Origin of the sequence: Rhodococcus sp. IEGM 1351, from assembly GCF_030056875.1 — a bacterium.
In the GTDB taxonomy this organism is placed as follows: domain Bacteria; phylum Actinomycetota; class Actinomycetes; order Mycobacteriales; family Mycobacteriaceae; genus Rhodococcus_F; species Rhodococcus_F opacus.
The window spans coordinates 78611-102904 of the sequence record NZ_JASHKU010000010.1 but is presented as its reverse complement, the minus strand read 5'-3'; the positions used below and the strand labels follow the sequence as shown (position 1 = coordinate 102904).

The window sequence follows — 24294 nt, the reverse complement described above, 5'->3', positions numbered from 1 at the left end:
CTCAGGGTTTTTCCCGCTCCGAACGGGCGACCGGCATGAGCAGCTCGAGGATCTTCGCGCGCAATTCCGGAGTGTCGTCCTCGACGGCGATCAGGCTCGTGAACAGTGCGGCGCCGGCGGCGAGGACGAGTACGGCCGTCGCGGTGCTGGACTCACCCGGGCCCTCCTCGCGCTCGAACAGCTGAGTACTCGGCCCGCTGAACCCCCGCCAGAGCGCGGTGCGGAGATCGTCGTGGTCCCGGATCGCGGCCAGCAGACCCGGCGTGGCCGCTCGCACCTCCGGTCGTGAGAACAATTCGGCGCTGCCGGTCACCACCCAGCGGACCCAGCCTTCGCGATCGGTGCCCTCGAACGGTGTCAGGTCGGGTGTCGCGCCGAGGATGGCGTCGAGAACGAGGTGTGCCTTCGACGGCCACCGTCTGGTGATGGACGCCCTGCTCACCCCGGAGCGGGTCGCGATGGCCCGCATGCTGAGTTGTTCCCAGCCCGATTCCACGAGCATCGCCCGGGTGACCGCGAGGACGTCGGTGTCGATCCGCGGGTCGCGGGGGCGGCCCGTTCCAGTTGCATTCATTGGTTCGAATTGTGGGACAGAAGTGCCTTCCGCGCTATATCGTACCTATTACGAGTCCAGTGGCACCGTAATTCGAACAGGGCGGACACATGAAGATCGCGGTCACCGGCGGCACCGGATACGTCGGCGCCCACACCACGCTGGCGCTCCTCGCCGCCGGCCACACGGTTCGACTGCTGGTGCTTCCCGCCGAATCTCCCGACGCACTGCTGGCGGCAGCGGGGAACGACGCCGCGCGGATCGAGCAGGTGGTCGGCGACATCCGCGACACCCAGGCCGTCGGACGCCTCCTCGAGGGCTGCGACGCCCTCCTCCACGCCGCCGGGGTAGTGGGCACCGACGACCGTCGCGAACAACTGATGTGGGAAATCAACACGCAGGCCACCGCCGCGATCCTCACCCGGGCGGCGTTCCTCGGACTCGACCCCATCATCCACGTCGCAAGTTTCAGTGCCCTGTTTCCGTCGCCCGACGCCGTCATCGGACCGGACAGTCCGACGGCGTCGGGCCGCAGCGCGTACGGCCGCACCAAGGCCGCCGCCGACCGCATCGCCCGCGCGCTCCAGGACGCGGGCGCCCCCGTGGTCATCACCTACCCGACGAGCGTCGTCGGTCCCGGGCTCGGATCCACGCAGGGCGTCACCGAACAGGGATGGGGCGCGATCGTCAGCGGCGGGGTGGCGCCCCGATTCGACGGCGGCATGCAGATGATCGACGTCCGCGACGTGGCCGCGGTCCACGCCGCCGCGATGCACCCCGGCCGCGGTCCCCGGCGATACGTCTGCGGCGGCGAACTCGTCGAGTTCAACCAGCTCATCGACGTCCTCGAACACTCCTCGGGTCGTCGACTCCGGCGCATCCCGCTGTCGGGCAGCACCTTTCGCACGATCGGGCGGATCGCCGACGTGATCGGCAAGTTCACACCCCTCAGCGCCGGGCTCAGTTACGAGGCCGCCTGGCTGCTCACCTCCGCGACCCCCACCGACGACTCGCGAACCCGCGACGAGCTCGGGCTCACGTGGCGACCTGCCCGCGCGGCGCTGGCCGCGACCTTCGCCTGAACGCCCTCACACCCCCACCCCCGAAGGCAGACCACCATGACCGTTCCACCACCACACCCCGGCATCTGGGAGCCGGCCCGCCTGGGCCCCCTGACGCTACGCAACCGCATCGTGAAGGCAGCCACGTTCGAGGGCGTCATGCCGCGCGGCCGGGTCACCGACCAGCTCGTCGACTTCCACGCCGAGGTCGCTCGCGGCGGTGCCGCACTGACGACCGTCGCGTACTGCGCCGTCTCACCCGGCGGACGCGTCCACGCGAACACCCTCGTGCTCGACCGTGCCCACGTCCCTGATCTGCGCCGGCTCACCGACGCCGTCCACGCCGAAGGTGGGTTGGTCGCGGCGCAGATCGGTCATGCCGGTCTCGTCGCGAACACGCTGTCCAACCGCACCAAGACCCTCGCGCCGTCCACGCGGCTCAGCCCGCCCGCCATGGGTCTGGTGAAGGGTGCCACGCGGGAAGAACTCGACCAGGTCACCCGCGACTTCGAGGACGCGGCCCGCAATGCCGTCGAGGCCGGATTCGACGCAATCGAGGTCCACCTCGGCCACAACTACCTTCTCAGTTCGTTCATGAGTCCCAACCTCAACAAGCGCACCGACGAGTACGGGGGCAGCCTGGAGCGGCGGGCGGCGTTCCCCCGGCGGGTGATCGAGAGAGTGCGCCACGCCGCCGGCGACTCGGTGGCCGTCACGGCCAAATTCAACATGACGGACGGTGTTCCGAAAGGGCTGTGGCTCGACGACAGTCTCCGCATCGCACAGCTCCTCGAAGCCGACGGGCACCTCGACGCACTGCAGCTCACCGGCGGCAGCTCGTTGCTCAACGGGATGTACTTCTTCCGCGGCGAGGTTCCGATGGCGGAATTCGTTGCCTCACAGCCCAAGCTGGTGGGCTGGGGCCTGAAGGTCTACGGGCCGCGCATCTTTCCGACCTACCCGTTCGAGGAAGCCTTCTTCCTCCCGATGGCCCGGCAGTTCCGCGAGGCCCTGTCGATGCCGTTGATCCTCCTCGGCGGCGTCAACAGGCTGGACACCATCGAGAACGCACTCGGCGAAGGGTTCGAGTTCGTCGCGATGGCGCGCGCCCTGCTCCGCGACCCGGACCTCGTCAACAAATTCCGCGACCGGCACGTGCCCGAGGGACTCTGCATCCACTGCAACAAATGCATGCCCACCATCTACACGGGCACCCGCTGCGTCATCCGGGAGACTCTGCGCTGATCAGGGCGCCTGCGAGGGGAGCGACCGGTATCACCTGCAGTCGGGGAACAACACCCTTTAGTCTTGTGTTGATCCATACGACTGAGCACCCCTCACTACTGGAAGGCCCGCATGACCACTCCATCGACGGTTCATGAACTCATCATCGTTGGTTCGGGACCTGCCGGATACACCGCTGCCGTCTACGCGGCGCGCGCGGAACTCGAACCGCTGCAGTTCGAGGGGACCCAGTTCGGTGGCGCCCTCATGACCACCACCGAGGTCGAGAACTTCCCCGGATTCCGTGAGGGAATCATGGGCCCCGACCTGATGGACCAGATGCGCGAGCAGGCCAAGCGCTTCGGCACCGACATCCGCACCGAGGACGTCGAGGAACTCGACCTCACCGGCCCGATCAAGAAGGTCGTCGTGAACGGCGAGACCTACCAGGCGCACGCAGTCGTGCTGGCAATGGGCGCCGCAGCCCGTTACCTGGGGATTCCCGGTGAAGAGAAGTTGCTCGGCCGCGGCGTCAGCGCCTGCGCCACGTGCGACGGATTCTTCTTCAAGGATCAGGACATCGTCGTGGTCGGCGGCGGCGACTCCGCCATGGAGGAGGCCACCTTCCTCACCCGCTTCGCCCGCAGCGTCACCGTGGTGCACCGCCGCGAGGAGTTCCGCGCGTCCCGCATCATGCTCGAGCGCGCCAAGGCGAACGCGAAGATCCGGTTCGTGACCAACGCGGTACCCGTCGAGGTCCTGGGCGAGAACAGCGTCACCGGCCTCGTGATCCGCGACACCGTCACCGGTGAGACGTCCACGCTGGACGTGACCGGCATGTTCGTCGCCATTGGTCACGACCCGCGCAGCGAACTCGTCAAGGGACAGGTCGACCTCGACGACGCCGGATACGTGATCGTCAAGACGCCGACCACCGCCACCTCCGTGGACGGAGTCTTCGCCGCCGGCGACCTGGTCGATCACATCTACCAGCAGGCGATCACCGCCGCGGGCACCGGATGTTCCGCGGCTATGGATGCCGAGCGCTGGCTCGCAGAGCGCGGCGACATCACGGCCAACACCGTCGCCGCCGCCGGCTCGCCGGTCGACGCCTGAGCTCACCACAAACACCCACCGACCACCTCGAGTAAGGGAAATCCCCGTGTCGAATACCGTCACCATCACCGATGATTCGTTCCAGCAGGACGTCATTTCCAGCGACAAGCCCGTCCTCGTCGACTTCTGGGCCACCTGGTGCGGCCCGTGCAAGATGATTGCCCCCGTCCTGGAGGAGATCGCCGGTGAGCACAGCGACAAGCTGACCATCGCGAAGCTCGACATCGACGCCAACCCGGGCGCTGCCCGCGACTTCCAGGTCATGTCGATCCCCACGCTGATCCTGTTCAAGGACGGCAAGCCGATCAACACGATCGTCGGCACCAAGGGCAAGGCTGCGCTGCTGAAAGAGCTCGCCGACGTTCTCTGATCGACACCCGAACACCCGGCGCGATTCCCGATTTTGTGGGAATCTCTGAGACAATCGATCGATGTGCTCCAGTCGCATCAGCTAGACCGACCGGAACACATCGATCGTTTTGTTTGTACCGAGACTCGTAAGTACTCGTTGATTCGGACTGAGAGGCCCTGAAACATGCACCGACTCCGTCACGGCGACCATGGTCCGGCCGTCGCTGAGATTCGGGGCACTCTGGCCGGTCTCGGTTTCCTGCACAACGGAGTCGCCGACACCCGGCGCGAGGGCACCAACGGTTCGCACTGGATCGCTCCCGACGCCGTGTTCGATCATCACCTGGACAGTGCCGTACGGGCCTTCCAGCAGCAGCGTGGGCTTCTCGTCGACGGAATCGTGGGTCCTGCCACCTACCGGTCCATGAAAGAGGCGTCGTACCGCCTGGGCGCGCGCACGCTGATCTACCAGCTGTCCGCACCGCTCTACGGCGACGACGTCGCCACTCTGCAGACCCGCCTGCAGGATCTCGGCTTCTACGTCGGACGCGTCGACGGCTTCTTCGGCCCGCAGACCCACGACTCGCTGTCCTCATTCCAGCGGGAGATCGGGATCGCCGCCGACGGCATCTGCGGTCCGGCCACCCTGCGGTCGCTCGAGTTGCTCGGCACCCGCGTCACCGGTGGTTCACCGCATGCGATGAGCGAAGAAGAAATGGTTCGCAGCTCCGGACCACAGCTGAGCGGCAAGCGGATCGTCATCGATCCGGGCCTCGGCGGCGACACCTACGGCACCATCGTGCGGTCCGCGTACGGCACGATCTCGGAGTCCGACATCCTGTGGGACCTCGCCAGCCGCCTCGAGGGCCGCATGGCCGCGACGGGGATGGAAACGTTCCTGTCCCGCCCGCACCACGCGAACCCCACAGACATCGAACGCGCATCCACGTCGAACGCCTTCGACGCCGACCTGATGATCTCGTTGCGCTGCGATGGCAACACCAGCCCGTCCGCCAATGGTGTCGCGAGCTTCCACTTCGGCAACTCGCACGGTTCGACGTCGATGATCGGTCAGGTTCTCACCGGATTCATCCAGCGGGAGATCGTGGCCCGCACGCCTTTGCAGGACTGCCGGACCCACGGCCGCACCTGGGACCTGCTGCGTCTGACGAACATGCCGACCGTGCAGATCGACCTCGGGTACCTCACCAACGACCTCGATGCCGCGGTGCTCTCCAACCCGCGGGCGCGCGACGCCATCGCCGAAGCGATCCTCATCTCCGTGAAGCGTCTGTACCTGCTCGGACAGGACGATCAGCCGACCGGAACGTTCACGTTCGCCGAGTTGCTCGCCGAAGAGCTGTCTTCTTCCGAACGTTCCTGACTTCTCGTTCCCGAGCGCTCAGTGCGCACCGACGGGTGTGCGCTCCCCGATGTCGACCATGCTCACCGACGCGGTGTGGATCAGACGCTCCAGGGCAGCCTCCACGTCTTCCTTCCATCCGTGATCCCGGTTCAGCTCGAGCCGCAGACGCGGGAACCGGTGATGGGGCGCGACGATTTCGAAGCCGTTGTCCTCGAGGAAATCGGCCGGGATCATGCACTCCTCGGGGGAGCACTCGCGGGCCGCGGTGGCTGACGCCATCCCGTGTGTGTCGATCGGCCCGGTTCCGTCGGTATTACGGATACCGAACGCCTCGAGGGCACGAACACCGCGGCGCACCAGATCGGCCACCACGGCTTGGATCAACGTGGTTCCCAGATTCTGTTCTTCGCCGGCAGGCTCGAGCCGGAGGCTCGTGAGGAGGACGGCGTCGGCACCGACCGGAGCGGTCGGGAGTAGCTGCGCGCGCGGCACGGTCCGTGGGGGAGCGTAGAGGGCGCTGCCGACCGGCTTACCGTCCATGACGGCAACCTGACCGCACGATCCCCATTCGAGCATGACCATGGAGAGCCATGCTTCCTTCTCGAACTCCTGGTCGCAGAACCCGCGCGAACTGTGGATGGCCGCCGGATCCATTTCCCAGAAGACACAGCGACGAGCGTGGGCGGAGAGCTTGTCCAAGCCGTCGAGAGTGAGCGATGTGACGTGAGTCGACACTGGCTAGCTCAGCCTCCATATGTCACTACCGCAGATCATTCGACATCCTCTGGTATTCAACGTTTTTCGCCCCCGATAGTTCTGCTGGACCCGGTCCGTCAGCGGCCACTGTCACAGTGACGGATCATCCGCGGGTACTTCTACCTCTGTCAGGCGCTCATGAATCGGCCTTCTGTGCCTCCATCATCCCAACGATCCTCTGAAGATCGTCCACCGAACCGAACTCGACCACAATCTTGCCCTTGCGCTTGCCGAGGCTGACCGTGACCCTCGTGTCGAATGAATCCGACAACCGCTCGGCGACGTCCTGCAGTCCCGGCATCTGGATCGGCTTACGGCGCTGGGCGGGCTGGGCCGCCTGGTCGTCGCTGCGGTTGGCGAGCGTCACCGCTTCCTCCGTCGCGCGAACAGACATGCCCTCCGCGACGATGCGGGCCGCCATCACTTCTTGCGCGTCGGCGCCTGCCTCGAGTGACAGCAGGGCGCGAGCGTGACCGGCGGACAGCACGCCCGCCGCGACGCGTCGTTGCACGGGGATCGGCAACTTCAGCAGTCGGATCATGTTCGTCACGACGGGACGCGAGCGGCCGATCTTCGCCGCCAGTTCCTCGTGGGTCACCTCGAACTCTTCGAGCAACTGCTGATACGCCGCCGCCTCTTCGAGCGGGTTCAGCTGCACGCGGTGGATGTTTTCCAGGAGCGCGTCGCGGAGCATTGCGTCGTCGCCGGTCTCGCGGACGATCGCCGGGATCGTCTCCAGCTCGGCCTCCTGGCTGGCACGCCACCGACGCTCGCCCATGACGAGCTGGAACTTGCCGTCGTCGAGTGGACGCACCACGATCGGCTGCATCAGCCCGAACTCGCGGATCGAGTGGACGAGTTCGGAGAGAGCGTCGTCGTCGAACACCTGCCGCGGCTGCTTGGGGTTCCGCTCGATCAGGTCGGGAGCGATCTCCCGGTACACCGCTCCGGTGGGGGAGGGGAGGGGTTGAGCACCGTTCCCGGACACGCCGTCGGCGCCGTTGCTGTCTCCGTTGTTTCCCGTGGACGTGGGAGCAGTCTTCTTGTCGGTCGCAGCGTCCGACGAGTTCGGTGCGGGAGCGGTCAGTACGCTGCGCCGGTCCGCCCCGATCACGACGTCAGCGGCGGCGTTGCCCAGCCCCGGTCCCGTCGTGGTCGGTCCCGTAGGAATGAGTGCAGCCAGTCCACGGCCAAGTCCACCCTTACGCGTCTGACTCATCGCTGCTCCTGCTTCGTGATGTGTGCGGTGCGTGCTGCGAGTTCACGTCCCGCGTCGAGGTAACTCATGGCGCCCCGCGAACCGGGGTCGTAATCGAGCACGGTCATGCCGTACCCGGGAGCTTCGGACACCTTCACGCTGCGGGGAATGACGGCGCGCAGGACCGCATCGCCGAAGTGGGTGCGCACTTCTTCGGCCACCTGGTCCGCCAACTTGGTGCGCCCGTCGTACATCGTGAGAAGGACCGTCGACACGTGGAGGTCCGGGTTGAGGTGCGCCTGCACCAGTTCGATATTCCGCAGCAGCTGTCCCACACCCTCGAGGGCGTAGTACTCGCACTGAATCGGAATCAGGACTTCCTTGGCCGCGACCATCGCGTTCACCGTGAGCAGTCCGAGCGAGGGCGGGCAGTCGATCAGGATGAAGTCGGCATCCACCTCGCCGAGAGCCTTCTCCGACAGTGCGCCCTTCAGCCGCCCCTCGCGGGCGACCATGGACACCAATTCGATCTCGGCACCGGCGAGGTCGATCGTGGCAGGAATGCAGAAAAGCCGGTCATTGTGCGGGCTCTTCTGGATTGCTTCCGCGGCCGTCACCTCACCTAGGAGAAGCTCATAACTGGACGGCACACCGGAGTGGTGAGCGACGCCCAACGCAGTGCTGGCGTTGCCCTGCGGGTCGAGGTCGATCACCAGAACGGTGAGTCCCTGAACCGCGAGGGCAGATGCGAGGTTGACGGCACTCGTCGTCTTGCCGACGCCGCCCTTCTGGTTGGCGATCGTGAGGATCCGCCGTTCGGGCGGCTTCGGCAGGGTCACCGAATGGGGGTGCAGCACCTGGCTTGCGCGGTGCGCTGCCGCACCGATCGGAGTCTCCTCGACGGAGATTCCGTTGTAGGGGGCCGTGAATCCGTCGTCTCCGTTCCCGGAGCTCGTCGCCTGGTCGGATTGATGGTCGGTTTCACGTGAAACTGTTTCACGTGAAACGGCGGATTCAGGCCCACCCGACATTGACTACTCCTTCGATTGGGAATCGCTCGTTACTCGACATACTCACTCCCTAGTCACCGTGCCCATCGTCATCGACGCTGACGGCGTTTCGGTACACGTTCTGCCCGAACGACAACGGTGGGGACAGGAAGCAGGCCCACTCCGCATTCCACGATATCCAGCTTGCCAGCACCCAACCGAGTCAGGGAAGCGCGATCACGGGAAATCTCTTCGGCGGCGCTCGAACCTTTCAATGCGAGCATTCTCCCATGCTCGTGGATAAGCGGCAGCGACCACTTGGCCAACTTCTCCAACGGTGCCACCGCTCGCGAAGTCACAACGTCTGCGCCACCGGCTTCCTTCACCACACCCGACTCCTCGGCGCGGCCCCGGACCACGAGCACGTCCAGGCCGTTCGACTCGACGAACTCGGCGAGGTACACCGACCGCCGCAGCAACGGCTCCACCAACGTGATGCGGAGATCGGGACGGGCAATCGCGAGGGGGATACCGGGCAACCCGGCACCGCTTCCGACATCGACGACGGACTCACCCTCGGCGATCAGTTCACCAACGACGGCACAGTTGAGGAGGTGACGTTCCCAGAGCCGCGGAACCTCACGAGGTCCGATCAACCCCCGCTCGACACCGTCGGTCGCCAACGACTTGTAGTAGCGCTCCGCAATATCGAATCGTCCACCGAACACCTGGCGTGCCGCCGCTTGTTCGTCCCATTCGGCCGGCTCTCCACCATTCGGTTCCACGTGAAACATCCTCCCGCGAATATCGCGAAATCAACAAACACAGCTTCTTCATTATCCGCCCTCTCTCGCGACTATGTCCCTTAACTCGAACGCGCAACGCCGGAGCAGTGTTGGGCCGCACCCCTTCCGGTGGGGGAGGGGAGGGGTTCGGTCGTCTCTCGGTGATGAATCCTGGCGATCCCGCGAATCCGGCCGTCCCTTCGACGGCGAACCCTCTCGGACGGTCGATGTCGCGCCCAACGCCGTCAGAGAGTTACGCAGATTTGGGACTGCAGATCGCGGCGCTCATGTTTCACGTGGAACAGACGACCCCGTCCACGGCGGCGACACAACCAGACCGAGCCCCGAGCGGCGGTTTCACGTGGAACAACCGACTCGTGTTTCACGACTCGTGTTTCACGTGGAACAGACGGCGGTCACTGGCCAAGTTCGCGCGTCACCCCGCGACCTTCCCAAGCGGACGCACGCGGGGTTCGGTGAACGACAATCGAGTCGGGCCTCTCCAACTTGGGGCAGCCGTCCACGCCTCCTCGACGCTACCTCTCGGCAACTCCACCCCAACGAATCCCTGTTTCTCAATCATCACAGTGACGAAACTTCCGGGTGTGGTTGGGTGGGTGAAACTACAACCTAAATTCCTTCGAAAAAGTGTGAGAACGACGGTCCCGGACCCCCTATCCGCCACGCGTCAGACAGTGGTGTCCGGAAAGGAGTGGTGTTCGTGAGCGACGAGCCAACGCCCGTTTTCCTTCCGCAACCCCACTGTGAGGCGGAGCCGGTTCTCCGGATTGTCGGCGAGCTCCGCTTCCATACCGCAGCGGAGGAGTGCATGGGCGAAGGCGACGTCCTCGCCGGCTGTCACATCCAAGGCCACCATCTCGAAGCGGGCACCCTTCGACTGCCATTCGAACGGCGGCCACGTCTCGCGATACGCATCGATTCCGCGAGCACCCTCATATGGCGGTGGCACATCGAACATCACGATGTCGTCGGAATGGTCCGCGAGCACCCAGCCATGTCGCCGCTGTGCACAGCCTCGGCCCAACGGTCGATCAGATTCCGGATTTGTCGTTCGTCCTCGGTCCTCACTCACTCCACCCGTCGACGGCACTGGTTCGGTCGCTTCAATGAGGTGGACTTCGAGAAGCGGCGAAACTCACCGCGTCGAGTCAGCGCACCGTGAATCGTTTGGCTCAGGACTTCGCGAACTTTCGGATCGTGTCCGGTGACCATCGGCGGATGAGCGAAGCAGAGCTTCGATGGATCCAGTACTCGTCTCCACGATCTCGGCACTCGCCGGCGGCACGGTGCAGGAGGAATTGGTCGATCGGTTGGCCCACTAGTCGCCGACGGATTCACGTTTTGGGCGGCCCCTGAAACTGAGCGGGGTACGGCTTGCCAATTTTGACCCCTGCCCATCGATCCCGGCTCGAGCAGTTGCCTATCAGGGCGATCGGATGAGCGATGGGGATTTCCCCGCGAACCCGTCTGCTCGGCGTGAGCCGCCGAGGGCGCACTGAGATCTCGAGATTCCGGCAACCGTGATGGCCGAACGGATCGGCTGGGACCATACCACTCCGGATCCTCAGCATCCACGTCGCCGAACCGTGCCCGATCTTCCTGCCGCCGAATCCTTCCTCATGCGCCACCTCCCTCGCTGGGGATCGTCAGTGTGATTTCCGGTTCCCGCCGATCACCCGCCCGATCAACCAGGGCCAAATCCGAACGACAACGAAGCTCCCAGTCTTGACCATGAACTGTGGATGCCCGCACTGGGTTGTGTGCGGTGCTGGTGCCCGCGGAGCGGTGGACCTGTTGGCGGACTGGTGGCCCCTCATCAAGGCGCTCGGCGATGTACCCCGGGCATTGAACTCGCAGCGTCGTTGCGGCCGCGAACACCCGCCGCATACCCTGGTCGCCGACCACCGGCGGGCGTGCGCGAACATCAAACTCTCTCCGAGATCGAGCGGGCACGGTCCGCGTCTTCGTCGACAACACACTGTCCACGAAGCCCTGAGACAGCGCAGTGAGCGGAGGAGGCATCCGAATCTCGCTGCGGACACCCGCCCCTCGGTGGGGGAGGGGAGGGGTGCGTGTTTCACGTGAAACGAAACGAATCCACAGTGACGGGTAGCGACATACGGATAGAGAAGAGGCGGGGCTCCCGGAGATGAATCCGGGAGCCCCGCCTTGGTGATGCTTGTGTGGATCAGTCCTTGATGACGACCACGCGACGTGAAGGCTCGGCGCCTTCGCTCTCGCTGGAAACGCCATCGACCTTCGCGACTGCGTCGTGAACGATCTTGCGCTCGAACGGCGTCATCGGAGCGAGCTCCTCGCGTTCGCCGCTCTCGAGTACGCGGCGAGCAGCCGAGGAACCCAGCTCGGTCAATTCGGTGCGACGGCCGGCACGCCACCCGGCGATGTCGAGCATCAGGCGACTACGCTCGCCCGTCGCCTGCTGCACGGCGAGGCGAGTCAATTCCTGGAGTGCGTCGAGCACCTCACCCTTGCGTCCGACCAACTTGGTGAGATCGTCTCCACCGTCGATGCTGACAACAGCACGGTCGCCCTCGACGTCCAGGTCGATATCGCCGTCGAAGTCGAGTACGTCGAGCAGCTGCTCCAGGTAATCGCCGGCGATTTCCCCTTCCTCGATCAGGTAGTCGTCAGAATCGGAATCCACCTCGGTGTCCGGGTTCTGCGTCGTTGCAGTCACGTCTGTCTCATCTCCGTCCACTGCGATGTCAGGCTCACTAGCCATGCTCGTTCTCTTTTCTGAATCAGCGCCGCTTGCGCTTGGGGGACTTTCCGCGGTTGGACTGGGGGCGGGCACCGGGCTTCGGCTTCGACGTACCCGTCGCCGAACCATCACCACTCACCTGATCGGAGGCGCTGTCTTCGACGACACCCTCGACGATCTCCGGCTCGTCCGCCGAGGAAGAGCCGTCCGTTGCGGTCGCGGACTTCTTCTTTTTCTTGGTGAGATCCGGACGTGCACCGGGCTTCGGAGCGTTGTCTGCCCGGCGTGCGATGGCAGCTTGCTTCTTCTCTTCCTCTTCTTCGTCGATACGACGGAAGACGATGTGCTGCTGCGCGTAGGTCCAGATGTTGTTACTCACCCAGTACAAGAGGATCGCGATGGGGAGGAACGGGCCACCGACGAGCACACCGAGTGGGAAAACCCACAGAGCGAGCTTGTTCATGATCGCGGACTGCGGGTTGGCGGCGGCCTCGGGACTCTGGCGTGCGACGGAGGCGCGCGAGTTGAAGTGGGTCGCGATGCTGGCAATGACCATCAGCGGAACCGCGACAACCGCGATGTTCAACACCGTGGGGATCGGGCCGTAGGCAGCGAACGCATCGAGCTGCTCCTTCGGCATGGTGATCCAGGCCGAGATGGGAGCACCGAACAGTCGGGCACTCAGGAAGGACTGCACGTCCTCGACGCTGAAGAAGTAGTTCGGCGTGTTCGCGTTCGCCTCGACCGACATGCCGAGCTGCCCGAAGCCGGTGCCGGTGCGGTTGAACGAGCGAAGCACGTGAAACAGGCCGATGAAGACCGGAGCCTGCGCGAGAACCGGCAGGCAGCCCATGATGGGGTTGAACCCGTGCTCCTTCTGGAGCTTCTGCATCTCGACGGCCTGACGCTGGCGGTCACCCGAGTACTTCTTCTGCAGAGCCTTGATCTGCGGCTGAAGTTCCTGCATCTGGCGCGTCGTGCGAACCTGCTTGACGAACGGCTTGTACAGCACGGCACGCAGGGTGAACACGAGGAACACCACGGAGAGCGCCCACGTGACACCGCTGTCCGGCCCGAGGAAGGGAATGGCACCGAATATCTTGTGCCAGACCCACAGGATCCCGGACACCGGATAGTAAATGAAGTCGAGCACGGCTCTATGTACTCCTCTGTTCGTCCACGTTCGCCGGACAGCAACGGCCACCCGCATGACGGTCGTGACGGGCAGGGACCGGGTCCCACCCACCAGGGTGCCAGGGGGCACACTTCGCCAACCGAACCACCGTCAAGAAAAGGCCTTTGATCGCCCCGTGGGTACGCAGGGCTTCCACCGCGTACTCGCTACAGGTCGGCATGAACCGGCAGGTCGGCATCCTCAGGGGCGACACATACGTCCGGTAGAGCTCGATGAAGAATATGAGAGTGCGCGCCGGTAACGCACGGACCGACTTCCACGCGGAAGAGACCGAGGAAGTGGCCTCGGCCGTGTGGGCGCGCGACTCGTGGAGTGCGCTTTTCATGCGGAGTTACTCACAGGCGCAAGAAGGTCCAATCGAAGGAGACCTGCACGGAGTTGCTTCTCCAGGTCCCGGCTACTTGCAGTCGCAGCTCCCGGAAGAGCCCGAATCACCACATCGGTTCCGCGTGGAACCACGTCCACGAGGTCGATGCAGATATGACGAAGCCGGCGTGCGACTCGATGTCGAATCACCGCCGGCCCGACAGCCTTACTCACAACCAGTCCGAATCGCGGACCGCCGCTACTCACCAGCTCATCTGCCTGCGCACGGTCGAATGCGTGCACAACCAGGTCGCGTCTTCCCATCCGACGACCACGTCGCACAGTCAACGAAAAATCTGAATGACGACGCAATCGGTGCGGCTCAGGCAACACCCCGAGCTCCCGAACCCAGTGTCGGGATCAGGCGGTGAGAGATTCGCGGCCCTTACGGCGACGCGCCGAAACGATTGCACGACCCGCACGGGTCCGCATACGAAGACGGAAGCCGTGAACGCGCGCGCGGCGTCGGTTGTTCGGCTGGAACGTCCGCTTGCCCTTGGCCACGGTCAACACTCCTCGAAGTTCATCGACGCCTCCCGGCGTCATGGATCTAACATTGGCGAAAACTCAGGTGTTCATCCACAGGTGGGGATGAAACGACTTCGAAACTGGACTCGAGCCAGCACGAAACCGCCACCTCACCACAGGGTGACTGTTCGAGAGTACTTACCACTCACGGTCAGGTCAAACTCGCTCACCTGCGATTCCCCCGCGAATCGGTTGACCGACACGCCGAGGATCGACAAATGCTTGCACCCCAACTTCCAATGTGCCAAACCGCTGTGAGGTTGCCGACACTGTTGTTAGCGTCTATGCATGGTCTCGCCGATGAACCCTGATCGAGTGCCCAGCTCTCGACTTCAGCGTTCTCATCTGCATATTCACCGCAATTCATCCACAGGGCACAGATGGTGTGCCGCTTCAGATCACCACGAGGGTTGTTGACACCCTTCACTTCCTGGGTCCTCGAACCCGCTCATCCAGGTTTCGCAAGCATAAGCGCAGGTCAGTGCGTTCAATCTGGACTCCTCACCATGCAACGGCGTCTCGACGAGAGGCGTCTGCGGTTTGTCCACATCTGTGGATAATTGTGTGGAAACACAGTTCAGATGGCATATTCGTAGGTCCGTACGGGGTCCATCCTCAGGTCGGGGAAGCTCCCAATTCCACCTCGACGACGGCACCGACACTCGACTCGGCACCGCTGGCGCCGAGTCCGCGAACACACTGGGGAGGAACCACGTGAACGACGATCCGAATGCGCTCGCACGGATCTGGATCGACGTCGTCGCAGACCTCACATCCGATTCGCCCGGCGGCGATCTGCCGCCGTTGACGAGGGGACAGAAGGCGTGGTTGGCGCTCGTCAAACCGCTGACGCTCGCACAGGGCTTCGCGCTCCTGTCCGTACCGTCGCCCTTCGCGCAGGAGGCGATCGAGCGGGATCTCCGTGAGCCGATCCTCCACGCCCTCGGCCGGCATCTCGGTGAGCAGGTCGAAGGCCTCGGTGTGCGTATCGCGGCCCCGGTCGACGACGAACCCGAATCCGAGCCTCCGAGCCGGGACCACCGGCCCGAGCCGGAACCTATCCACACTCCTCGCCACCTCGAGCCTTCCGTCACCAGTTCCGGTTCGTTCCGCAGGCGCCGGTTCGGCTCCGGTGAGGATCAGCCCTACTCGGACACGACGGACTTCGAGGAAGTCGACGACGACCGCGAGGCCCTCGCCAGCGTCCACGAATCCTGGCCGTCGTACTTCACGAAGCCGCCCTCGGGCCCGGCACCGTCGGCGACCGGGGGTAACAGCCTCAACGCGAAGTACACGTTCGACACGTTCGTGATCGGCTCGTCCAACCGGTTCGCCCACGCGGCGGCCGTCGCCATCGCCGAGGCGCCGGCGCGCGCGTACAACCCGTTGTTCGTGTGGGGTGCGTCCGGCCTCGGCAAGACGCACCTCCTGCACGCCGCCGGCCACTACGCCCAGCGGCTGTTTCCCGGGATGCGGGTGAAATACGTCTCCACGGAGGAGTTCACCAACGACTTCATCAACAGCCTCCGCGACGACCGCAAGGTGGCATTCAAGCGCCGCTACCGCGAGACCGACGTACTGCTGGTGGACGACATCCAGTTCATCGAGGGCAAGGAAGGTATCCAGGAGGAGTTCTTCCACACCTTCAACACCCTGCACAACGCGAACAAGCAGATCGTCGTCTCGTCCGACCGGCCGCCGAAGCAGTTGGCAACACTCGAGGAACGACTGCGCACCAGGTTCGAATGGGGCCTGATCACCGACGTTCAGCCGCCCGAACTCGAGACGCGCATCGCGATCCTCAGCAAGAAGGCCCGAATGGACCGGCTCGAGGTGCCCGACGACGTCCTCGAGTTGATCGCCTCCCGGATCGAACGCAACATCCGGGAACTCGAGGGCGCCCTCATCCGTGTGACGGCGTTTGCGTCCCTGAACAGGCAACCCCTGGACCTCACGCTCGCCGAGGTGGTGCTGCGTGACCTGATGCCGGACTCGTCGAGTCTCGAGATCAATGCGGCGACGATCATGGCGGTCACCGCGGAGTACTTCAACATGTCCATCGACGACCTCTGCGGCCCCGGCAAGGCGCGTCCGCTGGCGTCCGCCCGGCAGATCTCCATGTACCTGTGCCGTGAGCTCACCGATCTGTCCCTGCCGAAGATCGGGCAGACGTTCGGCCGTGACCACACCACGGTCATGTACGCGGACAAGAAGATTCGCAAGGAGATGACGGAGCGTCGGAAGGTCTACGACCAGGTCCAGGAGCTGACCGCCCGGATCAAGCAGCGTTCCAAGAGGTAGTCACCGACACCTCCCTCTCCTGTGCCCCTGGTAGCTCGCCTACCGGGGGCACAGGCCGTTTCGGGGGAAACACCGTCCCACGGGCAACTCGAGGGGCTCCTCGAGCCGGTCCTCGAGGGTTGGCTCGAGCGGGTCCTCGAGGTACCGCTCGAGGGTCTACTCGAGGCTCGCGCGAATCCCCGCCGACACGACACGCCGGTGCAACACGCCGACGCCAGGACCTGGGATAAAGCATGCACACCTGTGGATAAGTGTGGGGATGAGGTGGAATCTCTGTGGACAGAACGTGCAGAACTTTGAACAACCTCGAGTAGTCCACATGGGTGCCGGATCGGTCCTCGAGTTTGTCCTCGAGAATTCCCCATACGGCGACGCGGACGGACCAGCGTCTACACACCTTCGTCCACAGATTCCACAGGACCTAATAGTACTTCTCATTAATTCTTCTAAAAACCTCTTTGAAAACAGGGTTGGGGACAGCGTCGGTTCACAGGCCTCTGGCGGAGACTCGAGTACGCAACCGTTCCGCTTTCAAGTTCGTCCTCGAGGGCATACGGTTATGCATCGCCGCTCTGTGAAAGACTGCAGTGCTGTGGTCACGGGCCGACCGTGGCGAACAACCGTGCCTACCGAGAGGAACAACCCGGCGATGGAGCTTGGAAGCCTGAAGTTTCGTGTCTCCCGGGAAGAATTCGCTGATTCAGTGGCATGGGTCGCTCGCAGTCTGCCGTCGCGGCCTCCTGTCCCCGTTCTCGGCGGTGTTCTCCTGGACGCGACCGAGCAAGGGTTGACGGTTTCCGGATTCGACTACGAGGTATCGGCCCAGGTCAGGGTGGCAGCCGAGGTCGGTAGCGCCGGTCAGGTCCTCGTCTCCGGCAAGCTTCTCGCCGACATCACGAAGTCGCTTCCCAACAAGCCGGTCGACGTGACCCTCGAAGGCACCCGCGTGCTGATCACGTGCGGAAGCGCCAAGTTCTCCCTGCCCACCATGCCGGTCGAGGACTATCCCCAGCTTCCGCAGTTGCCGCAGCAGACCGGCTCGATTCCCGCCGACGTCTTCTCCGAAGCGATCAGTCAGGTGGCTGTCGCGGCGGGCAAGGACGACACCTTGCCGATGCTCACCGGCATCCGGGTCGAGATCGAACGCAACGCGATCGTGCTCGCCGCCACCGACCGGTTCCGTCTCGCAGTCCGCGAACTCGAGTGGTCGCCGGCGAACCCCGACACCACCGCGGCCGTCCTCATCCCCGCGAAGACGCTCTCCGAGTCGGCGAAAACTCTTGCAGGAGATGCCACTTCGCCGGTCGAGCTGGCGCTCGGTTCGGGATCCGCGGTCGGCAACGACGGGCTCCTCGGCATCGTCAACGACGGCCGCCGCACCACCACCCGGCTGCTGGACGCCGAGTTCCCGAAGTTCCGGCAGCTGCTGCCGTCCGAGCACACCGCGCTGGCCACCGTCGAGATCGCTCCGCTCGTCGAGGCGATCAAGCGTGTGGCCCTCGTCGCCGAGCGCGGCGCGCAGGTCCGACTGCAGTTCTCCACCGAGGGGCTGCTCCTCTCCGCCGGTGGCGACGACGCAGGTCGCGCCGAGGAAGGCTTGAACGCGGTGTTCCAGGGTGAGCCGCTCACCATCGCCTTCAACCCCGGCTACCTGATCGACGGACTGTCTTCGCTGCACAGCGAGCAGGTGCTGTTCGGTTTCACGACCCCCAGCCGCCCCGCGGTGCTGCGTCCGGCCACCGAGGACGAGATCGAACCCGACGATTCCGGCAACTTCGCGGCGCCGGAGAGCGCGTACACGTACCTGCTGATGCCGGTGCGTCTCCCGGGCTGACGATTTCGCGGAAGCGAAACCAGTACTGCCGAAAGAAATCTCACGAGTGGACGGAGATCACGATGCAGATCGGGTTGGTCGGGCTCGGAAAGATGGGATTCAACATGCGCGAGCGGTTGCGCGCGCACGGGCACGAGGTGGTCGGCTACGACCCCCGCCCCGAGGTCACGGATGTGGCATCGCTGGCGGAGCTCGCTCAGCGACTCGAGTCTCCGCGAGTCGTCTGGGTGATGGTTCCGGCGGGAAAGATCACCCAGGACACGGTGACCGAACTGTCGTCGGTGCTCGAGACCGGCGACCTGGTGATCGACGGCGGCAACTCGAGATACACCGACGACAAAATCCACGGCGAGCTGCTGGGTTCCCGCGGCATCGGCTACCTCGACTGCGGTGTGTCCGGCGGGGTGTGGGGACTCGAGAACGGCTACGGGCTGATGGTCGGCGGATCGGACGCGGACGTCGAGCGGGCGCTGCCGGTCTTCGACGCTCTCCGTCCCGAGGGTGAGCGTGCGGACGGCTTCGTCCACGCAGGCCCGGTCGGCGCCGGCCACTACGCGAAGATGGTCCACAACGGCATCGAATACGGACTGATGCAGGCGTACGCCGAGGGCTACGAACTGCTCGAGGCGGAAGACCTCGTCACGGACGTCCACGGTGTGCTGCGCGCCTGGACCAAGGGCACGGTCGTCCGGTCGTGGCTGCTGGAGCTGCTCGTCAAGGCATTGGGTGAGGATCCCGATTTCGCCGAGATCTCCGGTTACACAGACGATTCCGGTGAGGGACGCTGGACGGTGCTCGAGGCGATCGACCACGCGGTGCCCGCACCGGTGATCTCGGCCGCGTTGTTCGCGCGGTTCGCGTCCCGTCAGGACGATTCCCCCGCGATGAAGGCCGTCTCGGCGCTGCGCAACCAGTTCGGTGGTCACGCCGTGAAGAAGGCGGCAGGCGAGGCAGAAGCCGGTTCTGGAACGTAGGTGTTCGTTCGCGCACTCTCGCTCAGAGACTTCCGTTCCTGGGACGCCCTCGGTCTCACCCTGCGTCCGGGCTGCACCGTCTTCGTCGGACCCAACGGACACGGCAAGACGAACGTGCTCGAGGCGCTCGGCTACCTGTCGACCCTCTCGTCTCATCGGGTCAGCTCGGACGCCCCGCTGATCAGGACGGGCACCGGTCAGGCATTCGCCGGGGCCACGGTCGTCAACACCGGCCGGGAACTGACCGTCGATCTCGAGTTGAACGAGGGCAAGTCCAACCGGGCGCGGATCAACCAGTCGCCCACCCGGCGGCCGCGGGAGATTCTCGGGATTCTGCAGACGGTGCTGTTCGCGCCGGAGGATCTGTCGCTGGTCCGCGGCGATCCGGGTGATCGGCGACGCTACCTCGACGAGCTCCTCACGTCCCGTATCCCGCGGATGGCGGCGGTGCGCGCCGATTACGACCGGGTGCTGCGGCAGCGGTCGGCGCTGCTCAAGACGGCAGGCGGCGCGTTGCGACGGGTGTCGCGCGGCGGCGGCCAGCCGAGCGAGGACGGCGCGAGTGCCCTTGCCACGCTGGAGGTCTGGGACGGACATCTCGCTGCACACGGCGCGCAGCTGCTCGCCGGAAGGCTTCACCTCGTCCACGATCTCGCGCCGCACCTGGCCGAGTCGTACCAATCGCTGGCGCCGGAGTCGAGGCCCGCGAGCGTCCGTTACCGCTCGAGTCTGGGCTCCTCGCTGCCGCCGGAGTTCACCGAACCGGCTCGAGCGCCCGAGGCTGGCGATGTCGCGTTTCTCGAGGAGCGGTTTCTCCAGGAGCTCTCTGTGATGCGCTCCAAGGAGATCGAGCGGGGTGTGTGTCTCGTCGGCCCGCATCGTGACGATCTCGAATTGCAGCTCGGCGACACCCCGGCGAAGGGATTCGCGAGTCACGGTGAGTCGTGGTCGTTCGCGTTGTCGTTGCGGTTGGCGGGATTCGCACTGCTGCGTTCGGAGGGCAGCGATCCCGTCCTCATGCTCGACGACGTGTTCGCCGAACTCGACCGTCGTCGACGGCGCGCACTCGCCAAGGTCGCGTTGGATGCGGAACAGGTGCTGATCACGGCGGCCGTGCCGGAAGATGTTCCGGAGGAACTCGACGCCGTCCGATTCGGTGTGGAGGCCCGCGACACCGATCGAGGACGAATATCGCACATTGTGGAAGAGACGGAGGACCGCCGTGACGGATGACGTCGAACCCACCGCACCGGCTGCGGCCCCCGAACCGGAGGTGAAGGGAATCGACCTCGCGCGCCGTGCCCTGGAGGAGGCGCGTGCCGCGGCGAAGGCCAGCGGAAAATCCGTCGGGCAGGGCCGCCGATCCGGAACGGGTGTCCGGGCCCTGCGCGCCCGGCGTCGACGCGGATGGTCGGGTCCCGGACCGGACGACCGCGACCCGCAGCCGTTCGGTGCGCTGACCAACGCGATCGCGAAACAACGCGGCTGGTCGCCCAAGGTGTCGGAGGGGACGGTCCTCGGTCGGTGGGTACAGGTGGTCGGTGAGGACATCGCCGCGCACGCCGAACCGACGGGGCTGCGGGACGGGATTCTCAGCGTCTCCGCGGAGTCGACGGCCTGGGCGACGCAGCTTCGGATGATGCAGTCGCAGATTCTCGCGAAGATTGCTGCGGCCGTCGGCGACGGCGTCGTGAAGTCGTTGCGGATCACCGGTCCGACCGCCCCGAGCTGGCGAAAAGGCGAACGGCACATCCGGGGGCGCGGACCTCGGGACACCTACGGATAGGCCGGAGCGGACGTTCGGTCCCTAGTTTTGTCTATTACCCGGTGTTACAGTTACTCCAAGTTTTCGAGTGAACTGTGCCACAAGCCTTCGTCGTGGCGCAGCCGCCGGCACGAAGGAGTAATGAGATGTCCGCCCCGACTGCACCCCGGAACGCGATCCCCGAACCGGACCACATCCTGTTGCAGGCCAGGAACGTGGAGTTCGACTGGTCGAACCTCCCCATGCACTGGATCCCGGGCGACCCGTTCGGCACGCACGTCCTCAACGTCCTGCACCTTCTGCTGCCCGCCGGTGAGGAGTGGTTCGTCGAGACGTTCAAAGAGGCACTGCCGCTGATCGAGGACGAGCGGCTCCGCGACGACGTCGTCGGGTTCATCGGCCAGGAGGCGATGCACGCAAACGCCCACACCGGCGTGCTGGCGCACCTGAAGGAGAAGGGTCTCGATCCGACGCCCTTCACCGAGCAGATGGAATGGACCTTCTCCAAGATCCTCGGACCGCGACCGCTGACCGGTCTGCGGGAGAAGAACTACCTGATCGAGCGGCTGGCGGTCATCGCCGCCATCGAGCACATCACCGCGTTCCTCGGCGACTGGGTCCTCAATGCCGAGGGACTCGACCGCTCCGGCATGCATCCGACGATGCTCGACCTGCTGCGCTGGCACGGTGCCGAGGAGGTGGAGCACCGCTCCGTGGCCTACGACGTCATGCGGTACTTCGACAAGCGTGAGTCCCGGCGGATCCGCACCCAGGTGATCGTCACCCCGGTCATCGTGTGGCTGTGGGTGCGCGGCACCCGTTTCCTCATGCGCAACGATCCGGAGCTCGCCCAGTGGTCGGCGCACCGGCGCAAGCCGCACCTGACCGATTTCTTCGCGGCAGGCAAGCGTGGCACCCTCCCGACGGCCCGGGAACTCGGCAAGCGGATGTCGACGTACTTCACGCGTTCGTACCACCCGAGCAACGAGGGTTCGACGGCGCAGGCCGTGAAGTACCTGGCGTCCTCGCCGGCAGCTCAGGCGGCCGAGCGATGAAGCTGTCGCAGGTGCGGGAGGTGCTCACCGGGCAGGGACTGCCCCGCTACGACGCTCCCCCGGACATCAAGGGGCGACCGCGCCCTGACCGCGCGATGCGGATCACCGAGGCCGTCGCTGCCAAGTACCTCGGTGTTCTCACCGCGTACGAGTACAACCCGGGCGTCGCCGGTCACAACCCGGACGTGGCGATGAAAATGGTTGTCTCCCAGCGTGACGTCGTCGCACGGGACGAGAACGTCGTCCAGTTGCGGTTCGAAGCCGAGGACGGCGCGGAACTCCCTGCGTGGCAGCCGGGTTCGCATCTCGATTTCCACCTGCCGTCCGGGCTGCGACGTCAGTACTCGCTGTGCGGGGACCCGGCGGACCGCACGGGCTACAGTGTCGCCGTTCGCCGGATCCCCGACGGCGGTGGCGGATCCCTCGAGATGCACGCGCTCGAACCGGGTGCCCCGGTGACGGTTCGCGGCCCCCGCAACGGGTTTCCCTTCGTCGGCGAAGGGAGCGCGCTCTTCGTCGCGGGCGGCATCGGCATCACGCCGATCCTCGCGATGGTCCGGGCGGCGCGCGAACTCGGAATGGACTGGCAGTTCGTGTACTCCGGCCGGTCACGGGAGTCGATGCCGTTCCTCGACGAGATCGAAACGTTCGACCGGTCACGGGTTTTCATCCGTCCCGACGACGAGTTCGGACTGCCGACCGCCGAGGAGTTGCTGGGGCGCGCCGCGCCGGGCGGTGCCGTCTACTGCTGCGGTCCGACGCCGATGCTGGAGTCCGTGCGCCGTGCGTTTCCCGGAAGCCCGGCCACCGCATTGCATTTCGAGCGGTTCGGGGCGCCGCCGGTGCTCGACGGCACCGAATTCGAAGTGCAGCTCGTCAGCACGGGTGAGGTGCTCACCGTGCCCGCCGACGAATCCGCACTGATGGTGATCAAGAAGACGATGCCCGGAGTGGGATATTCGTGCCAGCAGGGCTTCTGTGGCACCTGCAGGGTGAAGGTGCTCTCCGGCACCCCGGATCACCGCGAGACGCGGCTCACCGACGCCGAGCAGGAGAACGAGATGCTGATCTGCGTGTCCCGCGCCGACCGGGGCCGTCTCGTCCTCGATCTGTAGTTCCCACCGTCAAACCCGAACCCGCACGACGACCAGAGGACCCACCATGACTCCATCCACATCCGGTACCGCCCGGCGGATCACCAACGGTTCCGTCGAACTCGCCGTGTTCGAGAAGGGCAACCCCGACGGCGAGACGATCGTGCTCGTGCACGGCTGGCCCGACACCCACGACCTGTGGAGCCGGGTGGTGCCCTTCCTGACGGAGCGGTTCCGGGTGGTCAGCTACGACAGCCGCGGCGCAGGCCGGAGCACCGTGCCCACCCGGGTCGAGGACTACCGGCTGCCCGCCCTGGCCGGTGACCTGTTCGCGGTGATCGATGCCGTGAGCCCGGGCCGGCCGGTGCACGTGCTGGCCCACGACTGGGGATCGGTGGAGGCATGGGAGGCGGTCTGCGAACCGGGAGCCCGCGAGCGGATCGCGTCGTTCACCTCGGTCTCGGGCCCCAACCTCGATCACCTCGGCAAGTGGCTGCGCCGCCGCATCTCGGACCGCAGCTTCGGCGGGCCGCTCGCGCAGGCCGTCGCGTCCGGCTACACCGTCCTGTTCCAGATTCCGGGCCTGGCGACGCTGCCGCTGCGGCTCTGGTTCTCCCGGCACTGGCCGGCGTTCCTGAAGTTCTTCGACCGCCTCGATCCCGCGCTGGTGCGTCCGGCGCCGACGCTGGCGGACGACATGGTCAACGGTCTCAAGCTGTACCGCGCCAACATCCGCACGAGTCTGCTGAGGCCGCGCGAGCGGTACACCGACGTCCCCGTCCAACTGATCCTCAACAAGAACGACAAGGCGGTGCGGCCCGTCGGCTACGAGGACACCGAGAAATGGGCACCCGACCTGCGCCGTCGAGAGGTCGACGCCGGGCACTGGTCGCCGATCTCCCACGCCGAGGACATCGCACAACTTGCCGCGGAGTTCGTGCTGGACGTCGAGGACCGGCAGTGGGCGGATCTCTCGGACGGCCCGTCCAAGAGCGCTTCGGCCTAGGTTTTCACTCCCGAGACGCCCTGAAAATTCGTCT

Annotated in this window: 23 protein-coding genes and 1 pseudogene; 13 read left to right on the top strand and 11 right to left on the bottom strand. The window is 65.3% G+C overall.

What is annotated here, in order from left to right; genetic code table 11:
- Nucleotide 1: 1 nt before the first annotated feature.
- On the bottom strand, nt 2-574 hold the full coding sequence (locus tag QM806_RS19175) for a TetR/AcrR family transcriptional regulator (protein WP_242322401.1): 573 nt from the start codon (nt 572-574) through the stop codon (nt 2-4).
- Nucleotides 575-663: 89 nt separating this feature from the next.
- On the opposite strand from QM806_RS19175, the gene QM806_RS19170 reads away from it, so the two are divergent.
- The 5 genes from QM806_RS19170 (at nt 664) to QM806_RS19150 (ending at nt 5689) form a co-directional block, all read left to right on the top strand.
- A complete protein-coding gene (locus tag QM806_RS19170) occupies nt 664-1635 on the top strand; it encodes an NAD-dependent epimerase/dehydratase family protein (RefSeq protein WP_054247668.1) in 972 nt (323 codons plus the stop codon).
- Between the two features lie 36 nt (nt 1636-1671).
- Entirely contained in the window at nt 1672-2859 is a 1188-nt protein-coding gene (nox, locus tag QM806_RS19165) for a 4,4'-dithiodibutanoate disulfide reductase (RefSeq protein ID WP_065492817.1), read from the top strand.
- A 111-nt stretch (nt 2860-2970) separates the two neighbouring features.
- Nucleotides 2971-3954: a thioredoxin-disulfide reductase gene (gene trxB / locus QM806_RS19160; protein ID WP_164061726.1), complete on the top strand. Its 984-nt coding sequence runs from the start codon at nt 2971-2973 to the stop codon at nt 3952-3954.
- A gap of 46 nt (nt 3955-4000) precedes the next feature.
- The gene (gene trxA, locus QM806_RS19155; protein ID WP_005249122.1) at nt 4001-4324 is read left to right on the top strand and encodes a thioredoxin; all 324 of its coding nucleotides are present in this window, start codon (nt 4001-4003) and stop codon (nt 4322-4324) included.
- A gap of 165 nt (nt 4325-4489) precedes the next feature.
- Nucleotides 4490-5689 (top strand): N-acetylmuramoyl-L-alanine amidase, encoded by a 1200-nt coding sequence (locus QM806_RS19150; protein ID WP_009476734.1) that lies wholly within the window; start codon nt 4490-4492, stop codon nt 5687-5689.
- Between the two features lie 18 nt (nt 5690-5707).
- On the opposite strand, the gene QM806_RS19145 is transcribed toward QM806_RS19150, so the two are convergent.
- The 10 genes and pseudogenes from QM806_RS19145 to rpmH all read right to left on the bottom strand — a co-directional run bounded on the left by QM806_RS19145 (nt 5708) and on the right by rpmH (nt 14207).
- Nucleotides 5708-6406: a GNAT family N-acetyltransferase gene (locus QM806_RS19145; protein ID WP_005249120.1), complete on the bottom strand. Its 699-nt coding sequence runs from the start codon at nt 6404-6406 to the stop codon at nt 5708-5710.
- Nucleotides 6407-6563: 157 nt separating this feature from the next.
- Entirely contained in the window at nt 6564-7646 is a 1083-nt protein-coding gene (locus QM806_RS19140) for a ParB/RepB/Spo0J family partition protein (RefSeq protein ID WP_120660049.1), read from the bottom strand.
- Complete coding sequence (locus QM806_RS19135; protein WP_120660048.1) at nt 7643-8656, bottom strand: ParA family protein; 1014 nt, start codon at nt 8654-8656, stop codon at nt 7643-7645. The genes QM806_RS19140 and QM806_RS19135 overlap by 4 nt, the downstream gene beginning before the upstream one ends.
- Before the next feature lie 68 nt (nt 8657-8724).
- Complete coding sequence (gene rsmG / locus QM806_RS19130; RefSeq protein WP_283292456.1) at nt 8725-9408, bottom strand: 16S rRNA (guanine(527)-N(7))-methyltransferase RsmG; 684 nt, start codon at nt 9406-9408, stop codon at nt 8725-8727.
- A 679-nt stretch (nt 9409-10087) separates the two neighbouring features.
- Nucleotides 10088-10488: pseudogene (locus QM806_RS19125) on the bottom strand (nuclear transport factor 2 family protein).
- Between the two features lie 1120 nt (nt 10489-11608).
- Nucleotides 11609-12163 (bottom strand): Jag family protein, encoded by a 555-nt coding sequence (locus QM806_RS19120; RefSeq protein ID WP_037206810.1) that lies wholly within the window; start codon nt 12161-12163, stop codon nt 11609-11611.
- Between the two features lie 19 nt (nt 12164-12182).
- The gene (gene yidC, locus QM806_RS19115; RefSeq protein WP_005263485.1) at nt 12183-13295 is read right to left on the bottom strand and encodes a membrane protein insertase YidC; all 1113 of its coding nucleotides are present in this window, start codon (nt 13293-13295) and stop codon (nt 12183-12185) included.
- Between the two features lie 4 nt (nt 13296-13299).
- The gene (gene yidD, locus QM806_RS19110) at nt 13300-13662 is read right to left on the bottom strand and encodes a membrane protein insertion efficiency factor YidD (protein ID WP_005263483.1); all 363 of its coding nucleotides are present in this window, start codon (nt 13660-13662) and stop codon (nt 13300-13302) included.
- The gene (gene rnpA / locus QM806_RS19105; RefSeq protein ID WP_005249110.1) at nt 13659-14036 is read right to left on the bottom strand and encodes a ribonuclease P protein component; all 378 of its coding nucleotides are present in this window, start codon (nt 14034-14036) and stop codon (nt 13659-13661) included. Before rnpA ends, yidD begins: the two co-directional genes overlap by 4 nt.
- A 27-nt stretch (nt 14037-14063) precedes the next feature.
- Complete coding sequence (gene rpmH, locus QM806_RS19100; protein WP_005263481.1) at nt 14064-14207, bottom strand: 50S ribosomal protein L34; 144 nt, start codon at nt 14205-14207, stop codon at nt 14064-14066.
- Between the two features lie 738 nt (nt 14208-14945).
- Between rpmH and dnaA the strand changes: the two genes are divergently transcribed.
- The 8 genes from dnaA (at nt 14946) to QM806_RS19060 (ending at nt 24260) form a co-directional block, all read left to right on the top strand.
- Nucleotides 14946-16532 carry a chromosomal replication initiator protein DnaA gene (dnaA, locus tag QM806_RS19095; protein WP_005263480.1) on the top strand — a complete coding sequence of 529 codons (1587 nt, stop codon included), beginning with the start codon at nt 14946-14948 and terminating at the stop codon, nt 16530-16532.
- A gap of 649 nt (nt 16533-17181) precedes the next feature.
- Nucleotides 17182-18366 (top strand): DNA polymerase III subunit beta, encoded by a 1185-nt coding sequence (dnaN, locus tag QM806_RS19090; protein WP_005249107.1) that lies wholly within the window; start codon nt 17182-17184, stop codon nt 18364-18366.
- Nucleotides 18367-18368: 2 nt separating this feature from the next.
- Nucleotides 18369-19340 carry a phosphogluconate dehydrogenase (NAD(+)-dependent, decarboxylating) gene (gene gnd / locus QM806_RS19085; protein WP_259465776.1) on the top strand — a complete coding sequence of 324 codons (972 nt, stop codon included), beginning with the start codon at nt 18369-18371 and terminating at the stop codon, nt 19338-19340.
- Entirely contained in the window at nt 19341-20573 is a 1233-nt protein-coding gene (recF, locus tag QM806_RS19080; protein WP_283292450.1) for a DNA replication/repair protein RecF, read from the top strand.
- Nucleotides 20563-21126, top strand: coding sequence for a DUF721 family protein (locus tag QM806_RS19075; RefSeq protein ID WP_005263477.1), 564 nt, complete (start codon nt 20563-20565; stop codon nt 21124-21126). Before recF ends, QM806_RS19075 begins: the two co-directional genes overlap by 11 nt.
- A gap of 125 nt (nt 21127-21251) precedes the next feature.
- On the top strand, nt 21252-22160 hold the full coding sequence (locus tag QM806_RS19070) for a metal-dependent hydrolase (RefSeq protein WP_007301426.1): 909 nt from the start codon (nt 21252-21254) through the stop codon (nt 22158-22160).
- Nucleotides 22157-23275: a PDR/VanB family oxidoreductase gene (locus tag QM806_RS19065; protein ID WP_064080185.1), complete on the top strand. Its 1119-nt coding sequence runs from the start codon at nt 22157-22159 to the stop codon at nt 23273-23275. The genes QM806_RS19070 and QM806_RS19065 overlap by 4 nt, the downstream gene beginning before the upstream one ends.
- A 46-nt stretch (nt 23276-23321) precedes the next feature.
- Nucleotides 23322-24260, top strand: coding sequence for an alpha/beta fold hydrolase (locus QM806_RS19060; protein WP_167115483.1), 939 nt, complete (start codon nt 23322-23324; stop codon nt 24258-24260).
- The last annotated feature ends 34 nt before the right edge of the window (nt 24261-24294 follow it).